This is a genomic window from Pseudomonas sp. NFIX10, from assembly GCF_900111955.1.
Taxonomy (GTDB): Bacteria; Pseudomonadota; Gammaproteobacteria; order Pseudomonadales; family Pseudomonadaceae; genus Aquipseudomonas; species Aquipseudomonas fluorescens_AA.
The window spans coordinates 141,370-163,731 of record NZ_FOKH01000009.1 but is presented as its reverse complement, the minus strand read 5'-3'; the positions used below and the strand labels follow the sequence as shown (position 1 = coordinate 163,731).

18 protein-coding genes and 2 pseudogenes are annotated in these 22,362 nt (G+C 56.6%); 2 read left to right on the top strand and 18 right to left on the bottom strand.

Annotation, left to right across the window (positions count from 1 at the left end):
- Nucleotides 1-95: 95 nt before the first annotated feature.
- The 8 genes and pseudogenes from BM321_RS10950 to BM321_RS10915 form a co-directional block, all read right to left on the bottom strand.
- On the bottom strand, nucleotides 96-395 hold the full coding sequence (locus tag BM321_RS10950) for a hypothetical protein (RefSeq protein WP_092325934.1): 300 nt from the start codon (nucleotides 393-395) through the stop codon (nucleotides 96-98).
- 468 nt (nucleotides 396-863) lie between these two features.
- Nucleotides 864-1,943: pseudogene (locus BM321_RS10945) on the bottom strand (transposase).
- 74 nt (nucleotides 1,944-2,017) lie between these two features.
- Nucleotides 2,018-2,635: a LysE family translocator gene (locus BM321_RS10940; RefSeq protein WP_092442518.1), complete on the bottom strand. Its 618-nt coding sequence runs from the start codon at nucleotides 2,633-2,635 to the stop codon at nucleotides 2,018-2,020.
- A gap of 277 nt (nucleotides 2,636-2,912) precedes the next feature.
- Complete coding sequence (locus tag BM321_RS10930) at nucleotides 2,913-3,476, bottom strand: NADAR family protein (protein WP_092442553.1); 564 nt, start codon at nucleotides 3,474-3,476, stop codon at nucleotides 2,913-2,915.
- Nucleotides 3,477-3,698: 222 nt separating this feature from the next.
- Nucleotides 3,699-3,791: pseudogene (locus BM321_RS31295) on the bottom strand (type II toxin-antitoxin system RelE/ParE family toxin); the annotation flags it as partial.
- Nucleotides 3,792-3,871: 80 nt separating this feature from the next.
- Nucleotides 3,872-5,563: a thiamine pyrophosphate-binding protein gene (locus tag BM321_RS10925; protein ID WP_092442516.1), complete on the bottom strand. Its 1,692-nt coding sequence runs from the start codon at nucleotides 5,561-5,563 to the stop codon at nucleotides 3,872-3,874.
- A gap of 135 nt (nucleotides 5,564-5,698) precedes the next feature.
- The gene (locus tag BM321_RS10920) at nucleotides 5,699-6,454 is read right to left on the bottom strand and encodes a molybdopterin-dependent oxidoreductase (protein ID WP_175534917.1); all 756 of its coding nucleotides are present in this window, start codon (nucleotides 6,452-6,454) and stop codon (nucleotides 5,699-5,701) included.
- Nucleotides 6,455-6,736: 282 nt separating this feature from the next.
- Nucleotides 6,737-7,741 (bottom strand): aldo/keto reductase, encoded by a 1,005-nt coding sequence (locus BM321_RS10915; protein WP_092442515.1) that lies wholly within the window; start codon nucleotides 7,739-7,741, stop codon nucleotides 6,737-6,739.
- A 24-nt stretch (nucleotides 7,742-7,765) separates the two neighbouring features.
- Between BM321_RS10915 and BM321_RS10910 the strand changes: the two genes are divergently transcribed.
- Nucleotides 7,766-8,290: a MarR family winged helix-turn-helix transcriptional regulator gene (locus tag BM321_RS10910; RefSeq protein WP_256573412.1), complete on the top strand. Its 525-nt coding sequence runs from the start codon at nucleotides 7,766-7,768 to the stop codon at nucleotides 8,288-8,290.
- A 95-nt stretch (nucleotides 8,291-8,385) separates the two neighbouring features.
- Here the strand turns inward: BM321_RS10910 and BM321_RS10905 are convergent, their stop codons facing one another.
- The 4 genes from BM321_RS10905 to BM321_RS10890 form a co-directional block, all read right to left on the bottom strand.
- On the bottom strand, nucleotides 8,386-9,894 hold the full coding sequence (locus BM321_RS10905) for an amino acid ABC transporter permease/ATP-binding protein (protein ID WP_092442514.1): 1,509 nt from the start codon (nucleotides 9,892-9,894) through the stop codon (nucleotides 8,386-8,388).
- Between the two features lie 106 nt (nucleotides 9,895-10,000).
- Entirely contained in the window at nucleotides 10,001-10,804 is an 804-nt protein-coding gene (locus BM321_RS10900) for an ABC transporter substrate-binding protein (RefSeq protein ID WP_092442551.1), read from the bottom strand.
- A gap of 78 nt (nucleotides 10,805-10,882) precedes the next feature.
- Nucleotides 10,883-11,935 (bottom strand): isopenicillin N synthase family dioxygenase, encoded by a 1,053-nt coding sequence (locus BM321_RS10895; protein ID WP_092442513.1) that lies wholly within the window; start codon nucleotides 11,933-11,935, stop codon nucleotides 10,883-10,885.
- A 13-nt stretch (nucleotides 11,936-11,948) separates the two neighbouring features.
- A complete protein-coding gene (locus BM321_RS10890; protein WP_092442512.1) occupies nucleotides 11,949-12,800 on the bottom strand; it encodes a sugar phosphate isomerase/epimerase family protein in 852 nt (283 codons plus the stop codon).
- Nucleotides 12,801-13,333: 533 nt separating this feature from the next.
- Between BM321_RS10890 and BM321_RS10885 the strand changes: the two genes are divergently transcribed.
- Complete coding sequence (locus tag BM321_RS10885; protein ID WP_092325950.1) at nucleotides 13,334-13,795, top strand: Lrp/AsnC family transcriptional regulator; 462 nt, start codon at nucleotides 13,334-13,336, stop codon at nucleotides 13,793-13,795.
- A gap of 137 nt (nucleotides 13,796-13,932) precedes the next feature.
- Here BM321_RS10885 and BM321_RS10880 read toward each other — a convergent pair whose 3' ends face one another.
- The 6 genes from BM321_RS10880 to trxA all read right to left on the bottom strand — a co-directional run bounded on the left by BM321_RS10880 (nucleotide 13,933) and on the right by trxA (nucleotide 22,343).
- On the bottom strand, nucleotides 13,933-15,978 hold the full coding sequence (locus BM321_RS10880; protein WP_092442511.1) for a M3 family metallopeptidase: 2,046 nt from the start codon (nucleotides 15,976-15,978) through the stop codon (nucleotides 13,933-13,935).
- Nucleotides 15,979-16,003: 25 nt separating this feature from the next.
- Nucleotides 16,004-17,038 carry a DUF2891 domain-containing protein gene (locus BM321_RS10875; protein WP_256573411.1) on the bottom strand — a complete coding sequence of 345 codons (1,035 nt, stop codon included), beginning with the start codon at nucleotides 17,036-17,038 and terminating at the stop codon, nucleotides 16,004-16,006.
- 60 nt (nucleotides 17,039-17,098) lie between these two features.
- Nucleotides 17,099-18,277, bottom strand: coding sequence for a cystathionine beta-lyase (gene metC, locus BM321_RS10870; protein WP_092442509.1), 1,179 nt, complete (start codon nucleotides 18,275-18,277; stop codon nucleotides 17,099-17,101).
- A gap of 428 nt (nucleotides 18,278-18,705) precedes the next feature.
- A complete protein-coding gene (locus BM321_RS10865; RefSeq protein ID WP_092442508.1) occupies nucleotides 18,706-20,472 on the bottom strand; it encodes an enoyl-CoA hydratase/isomerase family protein in 1,767 nt (588 codons plus the stop codon).
- Nucleotides 20,473-20,495: 23 nt separating this feature from the next.
- Nucleotides 20,496-21,950 carry a metalloprotease TldD gene (tldD, locus tag BM321_RS10860; RefSeq protein WP_092442507.1) on the bottom strand — a complete coding sequence of 485 codons (1,455 nt, stop codon included), beginning with the start codon at nucleotides 21,948-21,950 and terminating at the stop codon, nucleotides 20,496-20,498.
- A gap of 36 nt (nucleotides 21,951-21,986) precedes the next feature.
- Complete coding sequence (trxA, locus tag BM321_RS10855; protein WP_092442506.1) at nucleotides 21,987-22,343, bottom strand: thioredoxin; 357 nt, start codon at nucleotides 22,341-22,343, stop codon at nucleotides 21,987-21,989.
- Nucleotides 22,344-22,362 lie beyond the last annotated feature (19 nt).

Genomic DNA, 22,362 nt, shown 5'->3' with positions numbered 1-22,362 from the left:
TATCGCCAAGATGTGTAGCGCCAGATCCTCAAGTGACGTACTGAGGACCTTCATGACTGGCCGATATTCCTCTTTTTATCACCGCTGCAGAGCGACTATTGATGGGTGTCCACTTCCTCAGCCGGATAAAACTCGCCTTCCTTGCCCATTTTTGTCAGTCGTTCGCGCGCGATCCGCTCAACGCTGGCCACTGCGGCCTGATCGTCAGGGTTGACCAACTGCAGGCACAGGCGTTGGACATTCTGATCGTGGGTGCCTTCGCTGAGCATTTCGTGGGTGAAGACTTGTGCGCCACGCCAGAGGCATAGCTGGGTATGAGTCCCGCCGAGCCATATCTCGTTGATTGATCTGAGGTCAGTGGTCGCCAGTTGATCGACGGTAATTGTCTTATCCATTGCGCTGTACCTTACCAATGATTGGTTACAGGTAGACTTACAGGCACAGCGGGTGTTCCCAGCGTCGGCGGTTCAACCGCGCCAAGCCAAGGGGTGGCGAAACTCATAAAAAAGTGGGCAGTATTTCCAGTAAATAAATCTGTCCCCTTCATTGCCGCAAACCTTGATGTATGAGGAGACTTCGCTTTTGCCAGCGATTCTGTAGCACGTAATGGGGTTCAACCCCGGTCATGGTCTCCATCAGTGGTGAGTATCCGCACCTTGCAGAGCTTGGGCCCGCCGAGGATGCAATCGGGCGAGAGCGGCTGCTCGAGAGCGTGTAAAAACGTCAGACTGGGTTTCTATATCGACGCCAGGAGACCGTGCTCACGTTTCGCAAACTGATCAAGGTCACGACGTTTCCAGGAACAGTTAAAACGGCTCAGCAGCCTCTTAAAATTCTTTTGGATGGGATAAAAAGATCGGTTTTCACGCCGTTAACGCTTTCATCAAGCCAGTGGTGCCAATGATTTTCATAAACCTTTTCAGATTGTAGGCGAGCACATTCCTCTGCACTCACCCCGTTAAGCTTTCTGGTCAGGAAGTGTGTCGCGCCCATCCACATCTCCGGCGCATTGTTCAGCCGGGTCTGCATTTCCTCCAACACGGCTTCATGGTCCCAGCGCCGAACTCACCGCTCCGTGATTGGTGTGCACTGCGGTTTCATGGCGCAGCCCCGGCATTCGAACTCCAGTAACGGTGCAACGTCAGGCCTTTTTCAACGTTGGTATAGCGCCAGATCAGCGCCTCTCCAGCCGGGCAAATGTATTCGTTTTTTGCGCGTCATAGATGAACGCATCGCTATTGAAACGCCCGTCAGCCTTGGCTCCAGAGGTCATCGGCTTGGGTACATAGGCGGTGAATTTCAATGACCTGTAACTCTTTCATCTGAGCTTTGAGCTTGTCGATTTTCTCTTGCAGATGAGTAGCCTTGGACTGAGCGGTTGAGGGTTCTTGCTGATCGGCTTCGTCGAGCGCAGTCAGATACCGATTGATACTCGATTCAATTTCCTCCATTCGCCGCTTCAGTTTGGCGCTGGTGAAATTGCGGTCGCGATTGTTGACAGCCTTGAATTTACTGTCATCGATGGCAACAAGACCTCTCCAAACAATCCCAACTGCTGACAGAGCACGACGAACTGGTGACAAACGTCTCGGATGGCCTTGCTGTTATCTTTTCGGAAGTTGGCAATGGTCTTGAAATCGGCATCAAACGCGCGCTCAGCCACATCAGCTCGACGTTGCGTTGGGCTTCTCGCTCCAAACGTCGGCTCGACTGGATGCGGTTGAGATAACCTTAGATGTAGACCTTCAGCAAGACCGAGGGATGGTAAGCAGGCCGGACAGTATCGGCAGGGACGGCACCTTCAAAACACAGATTGACCAGATCGAGTTCATCGACAAAGACGTCGACTACGCGCACCGGGTTGGTATCGCTGACGTAGTCGTCGAGACGCTCGGGAGTAAGGTGCCTTAGCCTCGATGGTCACCTTGAATAAAGCGCTTCATGGGCGATCCTTGCGATGAAATCCTCAGAAATCATAGCAAGGTTTTCGGGCTGGATAGATTACTCAATCGTAGACTTATTGAACCAGCTGCCGGATCCCTAGAGACAAAATCAAACCACCGCATAATCGATCAATAGCTTTTTTCCTCCTTCGATACGCTGAAGCGATCTCAGGTTGAGAAAGAGCTATTGCGACCACCCCATACCAGGTCATCGAAACCACCACTACGACTGCCAGCATCGACAAAAACGTGCTTGGTGAAACGTGGGTGGGGGCTGCCGCTGAAAAAATAGCGGCATAGAAGGCCATGGATTTAGGGTTGCCAATGTTCGTAACGACCCCCTGAATGAATGACTGCCGAAAGTTTTCGACGACAGCATTATTGCAGGGGGCAGGCGCGCTCTTCCCGGCCTTGAGCAGCAGTCGGAATCCAAACCACATCAGATAGGCAGCCCCCAGAACTTTTACGACCAGCGCCGCCCAAGGGAACGCAGCAAATACAACGCCGATACCTGCGATTGCACAGGTGGCCCAGAACAAATTGACCAATACGATGCCTGCTACCAAGGCCAAAGCTTCTGACCGCGTAGCAGCTACCGCTTTGTGGACTACTGCAACGAAATTTGGCCCTGGAATAACGACGCCGGCCACGTAAACCAAAAAGACTGTCAAAACGGCGGAACCATCGATCATGTTCATTCCTTTGCGAGTGTTGTGGCCGGGGACGGGCATTATTCAGTTCAAAGCCGTCCGCGGCTTCAACGTACAACGAAATAAAAATTTGATACAGGGCTTTGAGCGTAGTTGTAGTTTTTACACACTCTGGGCCAGAAGCAGCCGCCTGAAGGTGTCGACGAAAATTCGGGCGACTCAGCTTTTGTTGATTGACGCGCTATCTTGATAAGGTCGCATGTAATAAGCCCTGTTGTTCGCCAAGGCTTTTGCGCTTTTCGTGAGTAAGGTCAGGACACTACCTTGGAGCAGGCATACCAGTCCCGTCCCGCACCTGCATCAGCGCAAATCCCAGCAGATTCAAGCCTTTCCACAGATTCGGATTGTTCGCATCCGCGCTGTCCTGTGCGAGCCCTATACCCCAGATGTTATCAACCGGGCTGGCTTCGACAATAACCCGCGAACCGGTTTGTAGAAGATAATCGTTCAACTGCGGATTCTGGAAGAACTTGGCCTGGTTCGCTCGAACGACGATGTCGTATCGGTGTTGCAGCCAAACCTTATCATTGAATCCGCGCACGTTGCGGCCAAGCGCTTTGGCGGCATTTGGAGTAGGCGCGTGGAGCACCTGCGCACGAATATCCTGATCATCGAACAAGGCCGCTTTCTCGGCCATCATGTAGTGTTCGGCTGTCGGGTAATGTTGCCCGTCGACAATGAACCCGGCCTCGAACCATTGGCTGAAGCACGAAGCCGTGACGCCAGTTTTACTACGCTGGTGCCCCCAGAAAAACGTAAAGCTCAGACATTCTCCAGAGTTGAAACGGGCGCACAGTTGTTTCAGATGTTCAGAGTCGTCCAATGACATATCCTCGCTAATTGAAGATCAAAGCTACAGCTATTGTGCTGACCAAGGCAACCACGAAGCTTGGTGGATCGAACGTCTGCAGATTGGGAATAATTGCACCTCTTCAACCTGATCAAGATCAACCGATGCTTAAACTCAGATGAACTTGGCAACGCTTGTGAGCAGTTTTCGAAGGAATACAAGGCCCGATCCATACGGACACGCTGACGGTTATCCGAACACGATAGGGCGTGGGCTTTTGATCGTCCCATGAGGGAGGCTGGCGTGATAAATGAGGTGATAGCTGCGAAGGCCCGTTGCAAGCTCATCATCCATGATGTCGATCGCGGTCGCCTGATGCAGGGCTGCAATTTTCATGGGGCCGCGCCAAAGGTGAACGGTCGTTAGCTTCAAGCCATGATCGGTAATTCGATGAGGTTGGGACGGCCTGAGCGAATGCCATCCTCGACCGCTTCAGCAATATCACTGGCGCGCTCGACCCTGCGCGAAGCAACCCCCAGGGAGGAGGCGAGGGCCTGGAAGTCGATGGCCGGGTCTCGGATGTCCATGCCGATGAACTGGTTCGTACCGGCACTTCGGTAGTGCGCCTGGCTACGCGCGTAGTTTTTCAGGATGTTGTATTCGCCATTGTTCATGACCACAAAGGTGACGGGCAAACGCTCGTGTGCCGCTGTCCAAAGCGCCTGGGGTGAATACATCGCCGAGCCATCGCCGACCAGGCAGACCACCGGGGCGCGGTCCAGGCCAAGGGATGTACCGACAGCCGCCGGCATGCCCCAGCCGAGGATGGCGCTCCGCGTAAACAGGTACTGGCGGGCCGAATGCGAATCCAGGCAAGCACGCACATGAGGGATGGTAACCGGCGCTTCGTCGACGATCCACACGTCAGGGCCGATTGCCCGGACAGCTTCATGGGCCGCAACGAAAGGTGTTGTCACGGGCGTATGGAATTCGCGCTTCGCGCGCTCGGCCACTTCGATTCGTCGGGTACCGCGCTCGTGCGCAGCGACATTTCGCAGCGTCGCGATGGCCTGGCTGTGTGGGGCCAGCATCCGATCCAGTAACGGCAGCAACAACTGCAAGGACAGCTTGATGTCGCCTATCAATCCCAGCGTCGTTCCATGCACTCTGCCCAGTTGGTGGCCATCGCCGGTCAATTGAATGAGACGGCAATGAGGGGGGATCGCCGGGCCTTGCGAGTATTGGTAACTGATCAGCGAATGGCCGCCGAGAAGCAAGACTGCATCGAAGTCAGCGAACGTTTCGCGGATATCGGCAGCTTTGGGCGACAAGGCTCCGCGCCATTGAGGATGAGCGGTGGGGAAGGGGATATGCCCGGGCCAGGAGGGCCCGAAGACCGGCGCGCCGAGTGCTTCGGCGAGTCTCACCGCTTCCACTTGCGCATTCGACTGGAAGACCTCCTCCCCGACGATAATCGCCAGGCGGCCGGGAGTAACCGTCGCTAAGGCGTCGGCCAACGGGTCAATCGCCGCGGTCACCGCACCTCGTTCGATTCGCGACGGCTGGCCAGCATCGGCATCGGTATGCTGCTCCATCACGTTGATCGGCAGCGAAAGGAAAACCGGGCCGGTCGGCCCTGTGCGGCAGTCCTGCAGAGCGCGACGCAGCAGCATCGGGATATGTTCGGGGTGCTGGATTTCCTCCGCCCATTTGACGCTCGGTCGGGCCAGGCTGACCAGATCGCCATGAAGCAGCGGGTCGGTCACGCCATGGCGGGTATCCTGTTGGCCCGCGGTGATTACCAGCGGCGTGTTCGCCATCTTCGCGTTCAGGATGGCGCCCATCGCGTTGCCAAGGCCTCCTGCTGTATGAAGGTTCACGAAACCGGGACGGCCGGAGGCCTGGGCATAACCGTCGGCCATCGCCACGACGCAGGCCTCCTGGAGGCCGAGCACGTAGTGCATATCGGATACGCCCGAGAGCGCATCGAGCAAAGGCAGCTCCGTTGTTCCCGGATTGCCGAAGACATGGCGGACGCCTTCGCTGCGCAGTACTTCTACGAGCAGGTCGGCACCGCGTTGCCCACGGATGCTGGACGTGACACAGGGAGTCGAAGGCATGGCGCGAAATCTCACTCAGTTGGAAGAAATACTTTACCCCGCTTTTGTGGCTATTGGATTGCCAAATGGTAATGAACCACCCGTGCGGCGACGCTGAAAGCCCTGACGCTAGGGTTATTTGAAGCCGGCAGCGACTTAACGTCCGACCATTCTTTCGAGCGACTGGTTTTTGAGCGGCAAATCGCTGGTACGCTTGCCCGAGGCTTTGCGAATTGCATTGTACAAGGCCCGGACGATGGGTACGTAGCTCAGTTGGCTGGGCTGGCAGGCCTGGAGCGCACCCGTTGGGTTGATCAAGTGTACCGCGATGTGACCTGGCAACCATGAGACGAGTGGCCAGCGGGGGCGTTGGGCGATCGTCGGACACAGATCAACCGCCGTCACACCAAATTCAGAAGACGCCACGAATGCGACCCCCATCAGGCACGCGCCTTCAAGCTGGGCGCGTAGGCGACCGGGGTTTTCTACAGCGCCCAGGTCAGCGACAAACACCGTGTCATGCACAATCAAGCGCCCCTCGTCGCTCAGCTCGACATCGATTACCGCGGCCATGCAAGTCTGCGCATCGCAGTGTGCGGCGATGCCCTGGGTTCGGCGCCCGCCTGAAGGCTTGCCCCAATGGCTTCTCGTGGCCGCTTCGGTGATGACGCTACGCATTCGCCGGGCATCGAAACCTGAGCGTTGCGCGGCGCCGTCGGCCCGTGTTGATACCGAATCGATCAGGGAAAGCAGGTAGTCTTGTTGATCGAGCCTGCATGCAGGGTCCTGTGCGGCCATGAATTGCTGTTCGGCGCGCAGGCGAAGCAACAGGTCTTTGCGGTTCAGGATACCGTCTGGCGATGGCCAGATGAATTGATCAAGCGCGCTGTCGTGCCCGTCAGGATGGTTCATTTGCGTTTCTCCTTCCGCCTGATGACAAGAGCTCCAGCAAAAAGCAACCAAGGGTGCGGAATCTCTGGTTAAGCCAGGTTCCTGCGGGAGCGGGCAGGCTCGCTCCCGCAGGTTCATGCTGGTGCCGCAGGAGCAATCCTGGCGTTACTTTAGGCGCAACGATCTGACGTCAGGGTGACGGGAGGCTGACAGGAACATGTCAGGCGATAAAGGGGGCCGGGCAGGTGATGCATACAGTTGAGTCTGGCCTTCTTGTCGTCGGCATGCATCACCCTCCCACGTTCAAGCCACGATCTGCGCTGCTGCGCGAGCCCAAGGGGTCGCTGTCCTTGCTGGCATCGAAGGAGACAGGCTGCTAACGGTGTCGAGCCGATGAATCTGCTCGGCTGACAGTTCAACCGACAGGGCTGCGAGGTTGTCGGCCAACTGCTCGACCGAGCGCGGGCCGATGATGGGTAACGACCCGTGCGTGCCGGACCAGGCGATGGCGACTTGACCGGGGTTGACGCCCAGTTCGTTGGCGATGGCGATGACCGTGTCGAGGACCTGTGTACGCTGCTCGCTATTCTCCGCCTGGAACACCTTGCCACCGAGGCCCTCGGCGCGTCCTTTCTCGCCCTTGCGGTACTTACCGGTCAGCATGCCTCCGCCGAGTGGCGACCAAGTGACGATACCCAATCCCAACGCATGCGAAGCGGGGAACAGATCAACCTCGGGGTCGCGGTGGACCAGGCTATGCTCGAATTGCGCCGCGGCGATCGGCACCGAGTGGGTGAGTTCGGCGAGGGTGACTGCTCGCGATAGCCGCCAAGCAGGAAAGTTGGAGAGGCCGGCATAAAGAATCTTGCCCGCGCGGGCGAGATCCTCGAACCCACGGACAATTTCTTCGATGGGCGTGACATTATCCGGCCAATGCACCCAGTAGAGATCGATGCGATCGGTTCTGAGTCGCTTCAGGCTCGCCTCTACCGAGGCCACCATGGCTTTACGACTATTGCCAATGACGAGGCGATCGGCATTTGGCTGCGCGCCTTGGGTGTACTTGGTCGCCAGGACGAAACGCTCGCGTCGGCCCTTCAGCAGGGTACCGAGCAGCTCCTCGGACTCTCCGAACTGGTAGATATCTGCGCCATCGATGAAGTTGCCGCCGGCCTCCGCGTAGGCGTTGAAGATTGCCGTGCTGACATCGGGATCCGCGCCGTAGCCCCAGCCTGTGCCAAAGTTGCCCGTCCCAAGCACGACCTGGGACACACTCAGTCCTGTTTTGCCGAAGGATGCATATTTCATGTTTTCACCATTGATCAAGTCGGAATGATTTTTTCAGATAGTGTCGGTGCAAAGAAAATTGTATATGCAAATATTGCAGGTACAATAGACCCCATGAAAAATACTATCAAGCCACAGGGCTGCACCAATCTGAAACTCCGCCAGCTCAATCGCATGGTGACGCGTCATTACGACCGCTATGTCGCCGAGTTCGGCCTGAAGAACACGCAGTACGCATTGTTGTCGCATGTGGTCAGGCTGGGACCTATTCGGCCGAGTGATCTGGCCAGGCAAATGCAGATGGATAATTCGACCTTGACTCGAAACATGCAGTCCCTGACCGCTCAGGGGTGGCTGGAGATTGGTGCAGGAGGCGATGCCCGCAGTCGCCTTGTCGAAGTGACCGAGGCTGGACGCGTCAAGCAAGCCGAAGGCCAGCGGGCCTGGAAGGAGGCACAGCGCGCACTCAATGGTCTACTCGGCGTGGAGCGCGTGGCGGTATTGCACGAATTGCTCGACGCATGCATTGCGAGCCTTGACGACGATCTTGATGAGGCCCCATCAGAATGACTCGCCAGAAGCTTCGCAACGCATAACGGGGATGGGAAAACCAGCGTGCTTGACGGATATCCCATCTCGAGGGTCAGGACCCAATCACACCGAGTTCAAACCCTCATGAATTTTCTGATTCTCTCGCCGCACTGATCAGCTCGGATCATCCCAGGCGCCGCATCCAGTTTGACCAGGCCGTCCTCCATGAAAACTACCCTGTCGGAAATTGACATGGCGAAGTCCATTTCATGGGTCACGATCAACATGGTCATGCCTTCTTTTGCCAGGTCGCTGATCACCTTGAGCACATCGCCGACCAGTTCCGGGTCAAGGGCTGAAGTAGGCTCATCGAACAGCATGATTTGGGGATCCATCGCCAATGCACGGGCGATAGCCACGCGTTGTTGCTGGCCGCCCGACAACTGATGCGGATACTTTTGCGCGTGCGCCAGCAGCCCGACCTTGTCCAGCAGCGCGTAGGCGCGCTGCTCGCTGATGGACTTGTCGCGGCCGTGATAACGTGGCGCGAGGGTGACGTTGTCGAGAATGGTGCGATGGGGAAACAGGTTGAAGCTCTGAAACACCATGCCGATGCGCTGCACCCCGTGGCGTACTTGTTGCGTGTTGGTGTTGTCACCGGCGTGGATGTAGCTCTCGCCGAATAGAATGATCTCGCCCTGGTCGATGCTTTCCAAGGCGTTGACGGTCCGAATCAGCGAGGTTTTTCCCGATCCCGACGGACCGATAATGGAAATCACCTGCCCCACGTTGACATCAAGGTTGATGCCCTTGAGCACGGCGTGCTGGCCGTAGCGCTTGTGAATGTTGATCAGTTGCAGGGCGGGTGCCGAGCCAGGCCCCGGCGCTGTACGAGCGTCTGCCGGAGAGGACTCCGCCCGTGACGCGCGTAGACGCCGCAGGCTGATGTCATCCAGCGTTTGTGGTTTGCGGTTGTTGAGCTCCAAGTGTTGCTCCAGCCAATGGAACAGCCAGCCAAGCACGGTCACGATCAGCACGTAATACACCGCCACAGCCGACAGGGTTTCCATGACCAGGAAGTTTTGCGCGTAAAGACGCTGGCCCACGGTCAGCAGTTCGGTCAAGGAAATCACCGAGACCAGCGAGGTCAGTTTCACCACGGTGATGTATTCGTTGATCAGTGTCGGCAGGGAAATGCGGAACGCCTGCGGGATCACGATCAGGCGCTGCAGACCGATCAGGCCGATACCCAGCGCACGGCCGGCTTCTTTCTGGCCTTTGGCAACGGATATCAAGCCGCCACGATGAATTTCCGCCATGTACGCCGCCTCGGTGACCACCAGTGCCAACAGGCCGGAATAGAACGGGTTGGACAGTACGCCACGGGTGACCGGGAACATCTGCGGCAAGTTATAGACGAACACCACCAGTACGAGCAGCGGCACGCTGCGAAAGAACCAGATATAAACCGATGCCGGCACACTGACCCAACGCGCGGCTGAAAGCTTGGCCGACGCCAGCAGGAAGCCCAGCAGCATGCCGATGAACCAGGCCAGCGTGCTGAGTTGCACCACCGTAATGCAGGCTTTCCAGAAGTCCGAGACCGAAAACAGAGAAAAGAAATAGGGCCATTCAAATTGCATGTGTACCTCCAACTGCTGGCGTCGACGGAGGCTTCACCTATGCCGGGCAGTCAAGCGAACGCCGCCGACCGTGGGAGCGGCCTCGCTCCCACAGGGCTGCACTGAGTCAGTTAGTCGGTTCTTCCAGGTTGTACTTCTTCAACAGGGCGGCGTATTCACCCGATGCTTTCGTCGCATCAAAGGCCTTGAGCAGCGCCTGATAGAGCGCGTCGTTGTCCTTTTTGACGTAGATACCCAACGTCTGTTGATAGATCGAGTGCTCGGTGCTGATCACAACCCGACCTTTGGTGCGTTCTGCGATCATGCCGGCGGCGCCGTCGATCTCCACCTGAGCTTGCACGTTGCCGGAGAGCAGCGCCTGGGTCACTTCAGGCGCGGACGGGAATTCGCTGACCATGATCGCGCCCTTGTTGTTCGGGGTGCAGTAATCGGTCGAGAGTTTGTTGAATTGCGTCACCCAAGTGGTGCCTTTTTCCAGGCCGATTTTCAGGCCGCAGAGGTCTTCCGGTACTTTCGGTTTCAACGGGCTGTCTTTCAGCACCATGATCGCTGCGCCGGTCTTGGCGTATGGGATGGTTTGCGCTTGGGTCTGCCGTTCGGGCGTGATGTACATGCCCGAGATGATCGCGTCATAGTGACCGGCGTTCAGGCTCAGCAGCAGGTTGGAAAATTTGGTGTCAACGAAGTCAGCCTTGAGGTCCAGATGTTTGGCGAGCAATCGCGCCAGTTCGGGGTCTGAGCCGACGACATTTTTTTGTTCGTCGTAGGATTCGAAGGGCGGATAAGTGATTTCCATGCCGACCTTGAGGACGCCGGGTGTCACCGTCGTGGCTGCGTGGGCACCTGCCGCACCGAGGATCGCGAAGGCCAGCAGGGACAAGCGGACAGCGATATTCATTGGATTGCGCATCATCAGTGACTCCACGTCGAAAAAGTAGGGTTGGACTGGTTTTGGAACAGGGTTGTTTTGGAACGGGTCGGGGGGGCATCAGGACGCTTCCTGCGTCTGGTTCTTCAAGTGACCGAAGCTCGATGGCTTGCGCGCGCGCTCGTACAGTTTGAGTTCGCCGCGTTCGACCTTGCGGCGCAGGTATTGATAGGTTTGCAACGCTTGGCCAAACATGTGTTCACCGATGGTGATTTCCTCGTAATCCTTACCGCCTTCAAGAAACTGCGGCAGTGGCTTGATTTGCGTATGGAAATCGCACGCATAGAAGAGTGGGAACGAGTAGCGCTCTTCGCTGACGGTTCGCACTCGGTGAGCCGTCGCGACGAATGTACCTGCGGTCATGACCTCCAGCATGTCGCCGATGTTGACCACAAACGTATCGTCCATGGGCGGCGCATCAATCCATTGCCCCTGATCGTTCATCACCTCGAGGCCTGGCTTGTCGGCAAGCAAAATCGTGAAGCATTCATAGTCGGTATGGGCGCCGATGCCGGGCGCGTCTTGAGCCGCCAGGTCAAACGGGTAATGAATCAGGCGCAGCTTCGACGGTGGGCGAGTCACCAGTGCCTCGAAATAATCTTCCTCCAGGCCCAAAGCGAGGGCGAAACCCTTGAATAAGCGACGACCTAATGCAAACACCGCGGCGTAGTAAGCTTCGACGGCAGGACGGAAACCCGGCAAGTCCGGCCATTCGTTGGCCCCGATTAAGGGCGTGCCGGCAATGACCAGCGGATCGTCTTCGCTCACTTCGAAACCGATATCGAAAGCTTCCTTGTGATCCGGTTTGCCTTTGGCATAGACCTCTTCACCTTCAGGCACAAAACCTTTGTGGCTGCGTGAAGTACCGATGTAATGCTGCATTTTGTACTCAAGCGATTGTGCGAACAGGTCCTTCGCCGCTTGACGCAAGCCGTCGATCAGTGACGACTCGATGCCGTGGTTCTTGATGTACAGGAAACCGACTGCGCGGGCGGCGTTACCCAGTTCTTCGGCCACTGCCTGGCGCTGGGTGAGGTCGTCGCTGTACAGCCCGGCGATATCCACCACCGGAATGCGATTGAAGTTGGCGGCCGTGGGCGCTTTGTCAGGCATGAGGGAGCACTCCTTATCGGGTTGAGGTGCGGGCGAAACGTCGAAAATGCTCGCGCTCGGTGTTTGCCATCCACACGTTCAGCGACCACAGATCAGCCACCGGCACGTTGGTGAAGGGCAGGTGATGCAGATAGCCGTCGGCGCCGAACTCCGGTGTCAGCGTGCTGATCTGATACCCGCGTTTTTCCTGGGATCGCCAGATGGCCTCCCAATGTTGCTGATGGAAGGCAAGCGCTTGGCTGTACTCGGGGGCGGCGGGGTGGGGAACCTGTGGTCCCTGGTCATAACCGACTCGGGCTTGAATATGGTGGACACGTTCGACGAAGGCGCTGAGGTCGTCTTCCGGATCGTTGAGCAGGCGCTCGCAGGTGACGACCCAATGACTGATGTCGCTGGTGAAGCGCAGGTCCGGCAGTTGACGAATCAACTCGAGGGTGACCCAGGGGTTGAATAACGAGCGAGCGCGATGAGTCTCGAAGACGCACACCTGGCCATGCTTACGCGCGACGTCCATCGCGCGGCCGAAGAAATCGACTTGCTGTGCCAGGGGCCAGCGGTCGTTGCCAGCCAGCAGATTGACGAAGCGCGGCGCCAACTCAGCCGCCCAGCCGAGCTTCTTGTCGAGGTCCAGAAGGTGTTCGTCGACGGTTGCCGACTGCTCCGGCAGAACGTCGTAGGCGCTGAAGACGGTGCTGATATAGCTGACTTTGTTGATGCGTAGAAAGGCTGCGAATTCGGCACGTTCGCTGGCGGTCATGGGCAGGCGGGCTTCCATGCCATCGAACCCGGCTTCAAGCAACTCATCGAGCGCTTGTGCCTTGCTCGCGGTGTAGCCCCACAACGTTCGGAATATTTCCAACTTCATCGATCTGCTCCAAAGGTTCCTTCGCATGATTGACACGGCGGCGTTGCGGCGCTAACCGAAACGCACAACGAACGGCAGTGACAATCAGAAAAAGCAATCTTCGGGCCGCATCTCTATGGAAGGCTCCTTTGTTGCCGTCAATAGTAGGGAGGGGCGGTTGGCGGGAAGAATAGGGAAGCGCAAAAAGATAGTTCAGAGATTTCTAAACTATTGATCACTGGCGGCGGCCCTGATCGTCAGCCATCGATGCGGGGCTCCAGAATCTGGGCGTTGGCCCACGCTGCCGCGATGCTTGTCCCGTGCACGGACTCAAGGAAGCGCCGAAGAAGACTTCCTGATTTTGGAAAAATACCGAGACTCCAGTCGCCGAGTTTTCCGATGGAGCAAATGATTAGACTGGAGCGCGATGTTAGAGCCGAACATATTGCGTAACTTGTAAAGTTTGATGGTGCTCGGCACTTGTTTGTTGGAAAATGCCGGGCGTTGAATTCATACGTCTACAGTTATCTTCCAAGGCCAAGGCATGACACCTCATGGACAAACTTGATAGGGCAATACTGGACATTCTGCAGAAAGACTGCACGCGGCCAGTAGGTGATATCGCGGAGCAGATCGGCCTAGGGAACACAGCCTGTTGGCGCCGCATTCAAAAACTCGAGGAGTCGGGCATTATCCGTGCTCGGGTTGCGCTTTTGGATGGCAAAAAGCTGAATGTCGGTGTGATCGTGTTCGTCGCCATCAAGACTACGCAGCACAATTCGGATTGGCTTGAGGACTTTCATCGTGCGGTGTCATCAATCGAGGAAGTTGTGGAGGTCTATCGTATGGCCGGAGACACGGACTACCTGTTGCGTGTGGCAGTGCCCGATGTGGCAGCCTACGATGCAGTCTATAAACAACTGATATGTGTTCCAGGGCTGTCGGATATCAGCTCGAGTTTCTCTATGGAACAGATTAAATATTCGACCCGTTTGCCCCTTCGTTATGCGCCTTGATTTCCTGCGGATGAGGGCGGGGCAACCGGAGTCGCCCAACCTTCAGGTCTGGCGTATGCCTCTTGATACTGTCTACCACGAGTCACTGAAATCCAACTTCGCCGACGGCCCGGGTTTCCTCCAGGCCGGTGTAGAAGTTAAACCTGGGCCTGATCCAGCCCGCTCAACGCCAGGAGCGCGTCGATCCTTGGTTCGCGTCCACGGAAGCGCTTGAACAGATCCATTGCAGGTTCCGCGCCACCCTGGGCGAGTACTGTCTCCCGGAACGCCTTACCCACTACCGGATTAAACAGCCCTTCTTCCACAAAACGCGAAAATGCATCTGTGGCCAACACTTCGGCCCATTTGTAACTGTAATAACCTGCCGCGTAACCGCCCGCAAAAATATGCGAGAACGTATTGGCTGACCGGGCATAGGCGGGTGGTGACAACACAGATGCCTCTTGACTGACCGCTGCCATAAATACCGTCGGGTCAACCACCTCCGAGCGGGCATGCAGTTCGAAATCGAAGAGTGCCAATTCAACCTGACGACACATCGCCAAGCCGGCCTGAAAACCGCGTGATTCAACCAACTGTTGCAATAGCTCGTCCGGCAGCGGCTCTCCACTTTCCACATGACAACTCAAGCCACGCACCACTTCCGGTTGCCAGCACCAATTTTCCATGAACTGGCTAGGCAATTCGACTGCATCCCATGCCACGCCGTTGACACCAGCAACGCCCGGCTGCTCGACCCGGGTTAACAAATGGTGAAGACCATGTCCGAACTCGTGAAACAAGGTCACCACTTCGTTATGAGTCAACAAGGCAGGTTCCCCCTGCATTGCCGGAGCGAAATTGCAGACCAGATAGGCCATCGGCGCATGCAACACCCCTTGCCGATCTCGGCGACGGCTGCGACATCCATCCATCCACGCCCCGGCCCGTTTGTTCGGTCGTGCATAAAGGTCCAGGAAGAAACGTCCCACCACCGTATCCTTTTCAACGACTTCAAAAAAGCAAACATCGGTGTGCCATGTATCGAAACCCGTCAATTCGTTGATCTGAATGCCGTAGAGACGCTCCACAAGTTCAAACATGCCCTTGAGTACGTGATCGACTGGAAAGTAACGTCGCAATACCTCTTGGGACAGTGCGTGATATTGCTGCTGGTATAGCTCGGAAAAATATCGGATGTCCCACATTTGCAAATTCTCGACACCCCGTTCAACGGCGAAGGCCTTGAGATCTCGCAGCTCTCGCATCGCACCTGCACGGCTGTGTTTACCCAGGTCGCGCAAAAAATCCAAAACCTGGGGCACAAAGTCAGCCATCTTCCTTACCAGACTGAGCTGCGCATAGTTCTCGTAGCCCAGCAGTTGGGCGAGTTCGGCACGGCACTCAAGGATCTGCTGCATGATCGGGCCATTATTGAATGCTCCGGCATTCGGCCCAACCTCCGAGGCTCGAGTGACGTTGTTGAAATACACCTCTTCTCGCAACACTCGATTATCGGCATAGGTGAGGATCGCCTGCACACAAGGCACCTCCAGGGTCAGCAGCCAGCCTTGCAAGCCCCGCTCTTTCGCGCATCTGGCCATAAAGGACTTGGCCGCCGCAGGCACCCCCGCGAGCTCTTCTTCATCTGTCAGCAAACGGCTCCAGGCTTGGGTGGCATCCATGACGTTGTTGCCAAACAAGCTGCCCAGTTCACTCAGGTTAAGGTTGAGCTCGAGAAAACGTTGTTGACTGGCCGGTGGCAAATGAACACCTGATAGTTTGAAATCCCTCAGGGCGTGATCGATCACCGAGCGTTGCGCCACATCGAAATCAACGTAATTGCGGCTATTCAACAAGGACTGAAAGCCCTTGTACAACGTCATGTTTTGACCCAGCTCCGTGCCGTATGCGGAAAGTTTTGCGAGCGCTGCTTCATATGCCTCACGCAGTTCCGGTGTGTTGCATACGGCATTTAGATGCCTGACCGGACTCCAGACTTCGTTCAGAGCGGTCTGGAGCTCATCGAGCCACAATACGAAGCCCTCCCAACTGAGGTCTTTGGTGTCGTCTGCGGTCAACCGTGCCAGTGACTGGCGGTTATCGGCTAGCACTTGGTCGATCGCCGGACCGACGTGCTCGGCTTTTATCATTGAATAAGCCGGTAGGTCTCCTGCAACCAGCAGCGGATTGGCAGTGTGCATCCAGAGTTCCTCTTGGGGGTAGAGATCAGGCATCAAGCGCCAAAAACAGGAAGGTGGCGAGCCAGTGCTCGCCCATGTAGTGGTCATGCAGGTGGTCGCTGCTAGCCTGCAGATGCTGCGCCGCCGACTCGGTCAGTCGGCGATGCTCATCACTGCCGGCAGCAAAGCTTTGGGAGATACGGGTCATGCACCAGGCTCGACTGAGATTCAGCCCGTCCAGATGGGCCAGGCGACCATCGGTGCGGTCACTGACTTGGACAGGGATGAAAAGCCTGCTGGTCGCAGACAAGCTCGGGGTGGGTAGATATTTCGAGAACCATTGACGGTACTCTTCTGGTCCCAGAACCCGTTGCATCAGCAGGGCCTGCTGCCAGGTGGGAGATAGAAAATCCTCACCGCCCGGCTCAAGGTCTGGGCAAGCCACTGCATCCTGAAAGTATGAAAGAGCCAGCGTCTGTAGTAACCGGTCAAACTCAATGTGGTGGAAGGCCTGCGCATAGTCGAGCGCAAGCAAGAGCGCGAAGGCGGTGTTGTTGTGTTGTCCAGAGCGAATCGGGTAAACAAGTTTTGGCAAATAGCTCTTTAGTCGTGAGGCTATCAACTCGGCCAGAGGCGCCAAATTCGCAAGCCACTGCGACGCTTGTGGCAAGGTCGATTCTTTGAGCTGAGCGACGAGCTTGAGCAACCAGACCCATCCATAAGGGCGCTCAAAACCTGCCTGGGCCGGTCGACGAAAGAAGTCGCACTCGGCCTCTACCTTTGGGGCCGTGAAGTGGCTGTTGAAGTGCTGCTCAATTTGCCGCGCCTGCGGACCCTGTGGCGCCCGCTCCAAGGCACGAAGTAGCAGCCAGTGACTATGGACACAAGAGTGCCAGTCGAAACTGCCATAGAAAATCGGGTGCACACTACTTGGTTTTTGCAGGTCTTCGGCAGACTCGAACACGCGGTTTTGGGCGTACGGAAACTCCCGACGCACGTGTAGCAGGGTCGCTGAAACGATATTTACGAATTGGAGATCGTTCATTAGAAATGACGGCTTCGTATTTAAGTTGAGTTTCATGGGGGCCTCGCAAGTTAAGTCCCACGACACCATCGATGCTGCTGTCAGGGAGTCCAATCATCAGGCAACTGCGACGCAGGGGCTCTGGAAAGCGATGCCCAGGGCACGATGGAAGTCTTCAAGTAAATCAGTGACGTGCTCCAAGCCGGCATGCACGCGAATGAGATAACCCTGACTGGCCGTGGGCATGCTGCGCAATGGCTGCCCTACGGGAACTACGAGGCTTTCGAACCCGCCCCAAGAAAGGCCGATACCGAATAACGTCAGGTTGTCGAACAGCCGGGCCAATACGGCCGGATCCTTTGTCTTGACCTCGATACCAAACAGCCCGCTGGCACCGAGAAAATCTCGTTTCCAAAGTTCATGCCCAGGATTATTCGGCAGCGCAGGATGCAGGACGCGAGCGATGGCGGGATGTGTCTCCAGGCATTTCGCCAATGTGACACCCGTGGACCAATGCTGCTGAAGGCGTATGGGCATCGTGCGCAGCCCACGTAGAGCGAGGAACAGATCATCAGGGCTGGCAGTTTGTCCGAAGTCATGGGCTCCAGCCTTGAGCAACGGCCATGCGCGCTCGTTAGCGGTGGCCGTCCCAAGTAACGCATCAGAATGCCCGACAATGTATTTGGTTGCCGCCTGAATGGATACGTCTACGCCATGATCGAAGGGTTTGAAATACAAAGGCGAGGCCCATGTGTTATCGAGTAACACGAAGGCTCCGACTTCATGGGCTGCCTCACAGATAGCCGGAAGGTCGCAGACTTCGAAGGTCAGTGAGCCGGGCGACTCAGTAAACACAACACGCGTATTCGGGCGCAGTTGTGCGGCGATCGCTGCGCCAATAGTTGGGACGAAATACTCCACCTCGACACCGAAACGCGTCAGGACATTGCTGACGAACGCCCGAGTCGGACCATAGATGTTATCCGTCATCAGGACGTGGTCACCCGTTTTTACAAAGGCGAGCAGCGCATGGACGCAGGCAGCTAGACCTGAGGGAAATACCAGGCTGGCATGACCACCTTCAAGTTCTGCAATAGCATCCTCGAAGGAGCGCGTGGTCGGTGTGCCGAAGCGCCCGTAATTGGCATAAGGGTTGCCGTCCTTTTTGCTGGCTTCCCAAGCTTCAAAGCTTTTTGCGAGTACGGTTGAACCCCGAAAGATTGGTGTATTGACCAAGCCGCAATACGCGTCAGGATTTCGGCCGGCGTGAATGTATCGAGTGGTGGCGTCATACATGGCAGTGGCGTCTGAGTTCGGAGTGTCAATAGATGATACAGACGTTGGTGAGGATGATTTTTGCTTTATTTTTCGTGAATCTACGAATGAATAGGATAAAAATCTATAAAAGTGATTTTTTGCGATTGTTACATTCTATTTTTGCGAATGCTGCGACGTTCGTGCTGGTATTGAAGGTTCTCGCCCGCAACGATCGATACCCAGTTTGCTCATCACGAGATTCGCTCATTGATTCTGTGTGCACTGCATGTACGACCATCAATTTGATTTGGACGGCTTGTATGCGAATTAGCTAAAAATACGATGACCGCTGCGATTAAAAGCAATGCCCCGACTTGTCGGGGCATTGCTTTTGTGGTTTTGGGATTAGGCCCGAGCTTTTGGTCCCCAGACCGATCAACGCATGATAAGAAGGGCGTAAACTTTTTCTAAGCCGTAGCGCCCCGTAAATCCCTAGCCAAACGTTTAAGCATGGGCGCTGGTTCCCAATTTTCACCGAACTGCGCTTGCAACTCCGCCAGGTTGTCATGCAGCAACACCACGCTTTGAGCCCAGCGCGCCATGGGGCCAGACTGGTGCGGTGGGTAGCCATAGCCCCGGGTTACGACCATGTCGATATCCTCGGGATTCATCGCCAGTCCTGCACTTAGCTGGCGACAGCCCTGATTGGCAATGGAGCAGAGAATTGCCTGGAGCACACCTTCATCGTCGAGCGGGCAATCGAGCTCAGTGATCGTGTGGGAGCCAAGCGGCGACCATTGCATGGCCGCCAGCGATAGACCGAAGTTTTGGCACACTCGCGTAATGGATTCCAGACTTACACCACCGGCCAGTAGACTATCGAGGTCCGTTGCCCAACCAGCCATCATTTCTTGCCCTAACAGCCGCTGGCCAGGTGAATGCAAACATGCCAGCCCTATGGCTCGTGCACCTCGCACTGCCAATTGAACGTGCTTGGATTGATTCGACTCGCGAGCCCAGAACTGGAGGAGGGTCTTCGGTCCTGTACCGTAAACAAAGGCAGGCAGCAAAGCATGTCCTTGTATCTGCTCGGGGAGCTGAGTCAAGTCAACGCTTGCCCCTTCGCGAATCGCATAAACAATAACTGCGTCCGGTTTCATCGCCGCGCAGTAGCTGGCGAAGGCCTCCAACCGATCTGCTTGTGGTCCCTCGGTACAGTCCAGCCATACATCTGTAGCTTCCAGCGCGGACAGTGTCTGAGGCTGTGTCGCATGAGGCTTGATCCAATTTATCTGCAAGCCATCGACGTTCAGTTTACAGCCGAGAGGAAGTTGCGCTGCGGACAACGTCACCGTCCCTATCGGCGGAGCATGCTCGTCGGGCCGTCCCGGAATACGCCAGGCAGCAGCCTCATCGTGCAAAAAGCTGTTCATCAAGGCCATCTTCTGTCCGGATTGCTCGACCTCTACGTAAAGGCGTTCCTCCAGCTCATAGCCCTTGTCAAAGTCATCCGGGTCAATAGCTTCCAACGCCTGCAATATGGCAGCCTTGGCTTTGTAAGCAAAAAACTCTACGGGCTGGGCGGCTCGGAATTCGCTGAGGAAGTTTTCCGGTGTTTGCGCGAGTAGATGACTTCGATTGCGGGTTTGCAGAGGTGCTCCGAGCATCGCCGCCCAGTCCGCGATCTCTTTGAAATGGTCCGCCCAATCCTCTTCCAGGACCGTATCAACCAGCTTCAGGTCTAGCGCCTGCGCGGCCGTGATGAGTGTACCCTCCAGCAAGATTTTTATGGCTGGCTCAATTCCGATCAGCCGTGGCAAGCGTTGCGTGGCGCCAGCCCCCGGTGGCAGACCTATGTGGATTTCCGGGAGCCCGATGCGGGCAGTCGCGGTTGCCAGGCGCCAATGGCACGCCAGCGCGAGCTCCAACCCCGCCCCCAGTACGCGACCGTGCATCAGGGCTATGAGCGGCTTCGAGCAAGCCTCCACCGCGTCTACCAGAGGCCGGGCTGCGTCGCTGTTGTACACCACGCCCAACTCGTGCGTCAGGGCCCCGATCGAGAAATCCGCACCTTGCCCATGAACGACGGCCAGTCGCGCTTCGCTGTCCTGCTCGTATAGCGCCAGGCAGCGAGCGAAATCATCCAGCAAGGTTTCGCTGAAGGCGTTGAAAGGTGGATTATTCAGTTGCAGTAGCGCGAGTGTACCTTCTCGCCGATAGTTGACCAGAGACATGCCGGGCTCCTATAGGGGACGGCTCAGGCCGTTCCACCAACGATAAGGTTGTCAATTTTTAGAGTGGGCTGTCCAACGCTGACCGGTATGCTCTGGCCTCTTTTTCCACAGACCGCCATGCCCGGGTCCAGCGCCAGATCATTGCCAACCATACTGATTTGGCTGAGCGTTTGCGGGCCGTTGCCTGTCAGGGTGGCCCCGCGCACGGGGGCAACCAACCGGCCGTCTTCGATCAGGTAGGCGAGCGCGCTTTGGAAAGTGAATTGACCGCTGACAATATCGACCTGGCCGCTGCCTGGAGTGGCCAAGTAAAGGCCACGCTTCACTGAAGCGATGATTTCCTCAGGCACCAAGTCGCCATTGCGCATGAAGGTGTTGGTCATGCGAGGCATCGGCAAATGGGCATATGACTGGCGACGGCCATTGCCGGTAGGGGACATGTTCATCAACCGAGCGCTGAGGTTGTCGTGCATGTAGCCGCACAGAATCCCATCCTCGATCAGAGGCGTGCACTGTCCCGCTTCGCCCTCATCGTCGATATTCACCGAGCCCCTATGGCCGACCAGCGAGCCATCGTCGACCACATTGACACCTTTGGGCGCCACTCTTTCCCCCATACGCCCGCTATAGGCGGAAGTCCCCAAGCGATTGAAGTCACCTTCAAAACCGTGCCCCATGGCTTCATGCAGGAGAATGCCGGTCCAACCGGGCCCCAACACTACCGGCATACTGCCGGACGGGCTGGGAATGGCATCAAGGTTGAGCAACGCGCCATCGACCAGCTTGCGCAATTCCTGTCCTATGCTCGCTTCGTCCAGCGTTTCCAGCGCATAACGCCCACCGAGGCCGGTACTGGCCATTTCACGTTGCTTGCCGTTGGCCACCATCACGTTCATTTGCACGATGACCAGCGGACGCACATCGGCAGCCAGACGTCCATCGTGACGCATGACCATGACGGTCTGTTGTTCGACCTCGACCATGGCGAAGACATTGACTACCCGCGGGTCCATGGCCCGGGCCATACGGTCGATGCTTTTCAGGATGGCGACCTTGGCATCCGTGTCCACGGAATCGATCGGATCAACGTTGGCATACTGCGCCTGCGGTGCCGTACGCTGAAGGTTGACTTGAGCCTGCTTACCCCCGGGACGCGCAATAGTGCGCACTGCATGTGCAGCATCCCTGAGGAATCGCTCATTGATCTGCTGGGAGTAGGCAAAAGCACTTTGGTCCTGGTCCAGCGCCCGCAGGCCAAAGCCCTGATCGACACTGAACGAGCCAGATTTGATCAGCCCTCCTTCGATATTCCAGCGCTCTCGCTTCACCGACTGCAAATACAAATCCGCAAAGTCGACCTGGTGTGCCATGACATCGTCCAGGACACGCGCAAGGTGACGCTCGTCCAGCCCATAGGGCTCGAGCAGCAACTGCCTGGCGGCCTGCAGATTATTTATGTGGGTATGAGGTGCGTTCATGATGTCCCGGGTAGCTCGTGCAGAGGAGGTGGATGATCAATTGGCGTCGGCCGCAATTCCCTTATCGATAAAACTGCGCAGCCGCAATCGCGACTGCACACCGACAACCCGCGTAACCTCTTGGCCATTGCGGTAAATCACCAGGGCGGGGATACCTGCCACTTGGAACCGTGCCTTGCCGGCCTCCGGGTCCTGGGCGTTGACTTCGTCCATATTGCATTTCATGACCTTGAGCCGGCCGTCATACTCTTCAGCCAACTGGTCGATCACCGGCGCGAGCATCTTGCATGGGCCGCACCAGGGCGCCCAGAAATCCACCAGCACCGGCAGTTCGGAATCCGTCACCAGTGCGTCGAAGGTCGCTAGGGACAGGCCTTGAATCAATTCGCTCATGTGGTTCTCTTTGTTCAGA

Coding starts and splice junctions, on each gene's coding strand:
- BM321_RS10895 (WP_092442513.1), bottom strand. CDS start 11,935: ATGCCTGACAAAGCGCCCACGGCCGCCAACTTCAATCGCATTCCGGTG.
- BM321_RS10865 (WP_092442508.1), bottom strand. CDS start 20,472: ATGTCTCTGGTCAACTATCGGCGAGAAGGTACACTCGCGCTACTGCAA.
- BM321_RS10875 (WP_256573411.1), bottom strand. CDS start 17,038: ATGAAACTCAACTTAAATACGAAGCCGTCATTTCTAATGAACGATCTC.
- BM321_RS10920 (WP_175534917.1), bottom strand. CDS start 6,454: ATGAACCATCCTGACGGGCACGACAGCGCGCTTGATCAATTCATCTGG.
- tldD (WP_092442507.1), bottom strand. CDS start 21,950: ATGAACGCACCTCATACCCACATAAATAATCTGCAGGCCGCCAGGCAG.
- BM321_RS10885 (WP_092325950.1), top strand. CDS start 13,334: ATGGACAAACTTGATAGGGCAATACTGGACATTCTGCAGAAAGACTGC.
- BM321_RS10915 (WP_092442515.1), bottom strand. CDS start 7,741: ATGAAATATGCATCCTTCGGCAAAACAGGACTGAGTGTGTCCCAGGTC.
- BM321_RS10940 (WP_092442518.1), bottom strand. CDS start 2,635: ATGATCGATGGTTCCGCCGTTTTGACAGTCTTTTTGGTTTACGTGGCC.
- metC (WP_092442509.1), bottom strand. CDS start 18,277: ATGTATGACGCCACCACTCGATACATTCACGCCGGCCGAAATCCTGAC.
- BM321_RS10925 (WP_092442516.1), bottom strand. CDS start 5,563: ATGCCTTCGACTCCCTGTGTCACGTCCAGCATCCGTGGGCAACGCGGT.
- BM321_RS10950 (WP_092325934.1), bottom strand. CDS start 395: ATGGATAAGACAATTACCGTCGATCAACTGGCGACCACTGACCTCAGA.
- BM321_RS10900 (WP_092442551.1), bottom strand. CDS start 10,804: ATGCGCAATCCAATGAATATCGCTGTCCGCTTGTCCCTGCTGGCCTTC.
- BM321_RS10880 (WP_092442511.1), bottom strand. CDS start 15,978: ATGCACACTGCCAATCCGCTGCTGGTTGCAGGAGACCTACCGGCTTAT.
- trxA (WP_092442506.1), bottom strand. CDS start 22,343: ATGAGCGAATTGATTCAAGGCCTGTCCCTAGCGACCTTCGACGCACTG.
- BM321_RS10890 (WP_092442512.1), bottom strand. CDS start 12,800: ATGAAGTTGGAAATATTCCGAACGTTGTGGGGCTACACCGCGAGCAAG.
- BM321_RS10910 (WP_256573412.1), top strand. CDS start 7,766: ATGATTTTTTCAGATAGTGTCGGTGCAAAGAAAATTGTATATGCAAAT.
- BM321_RS10905 (WP_092442514.1), bottom strand. CDS start 9,894: ATGCAATTTGAATGGCCCTATTTCTTTTCTCTGTTTTCGGTCTCGGAC.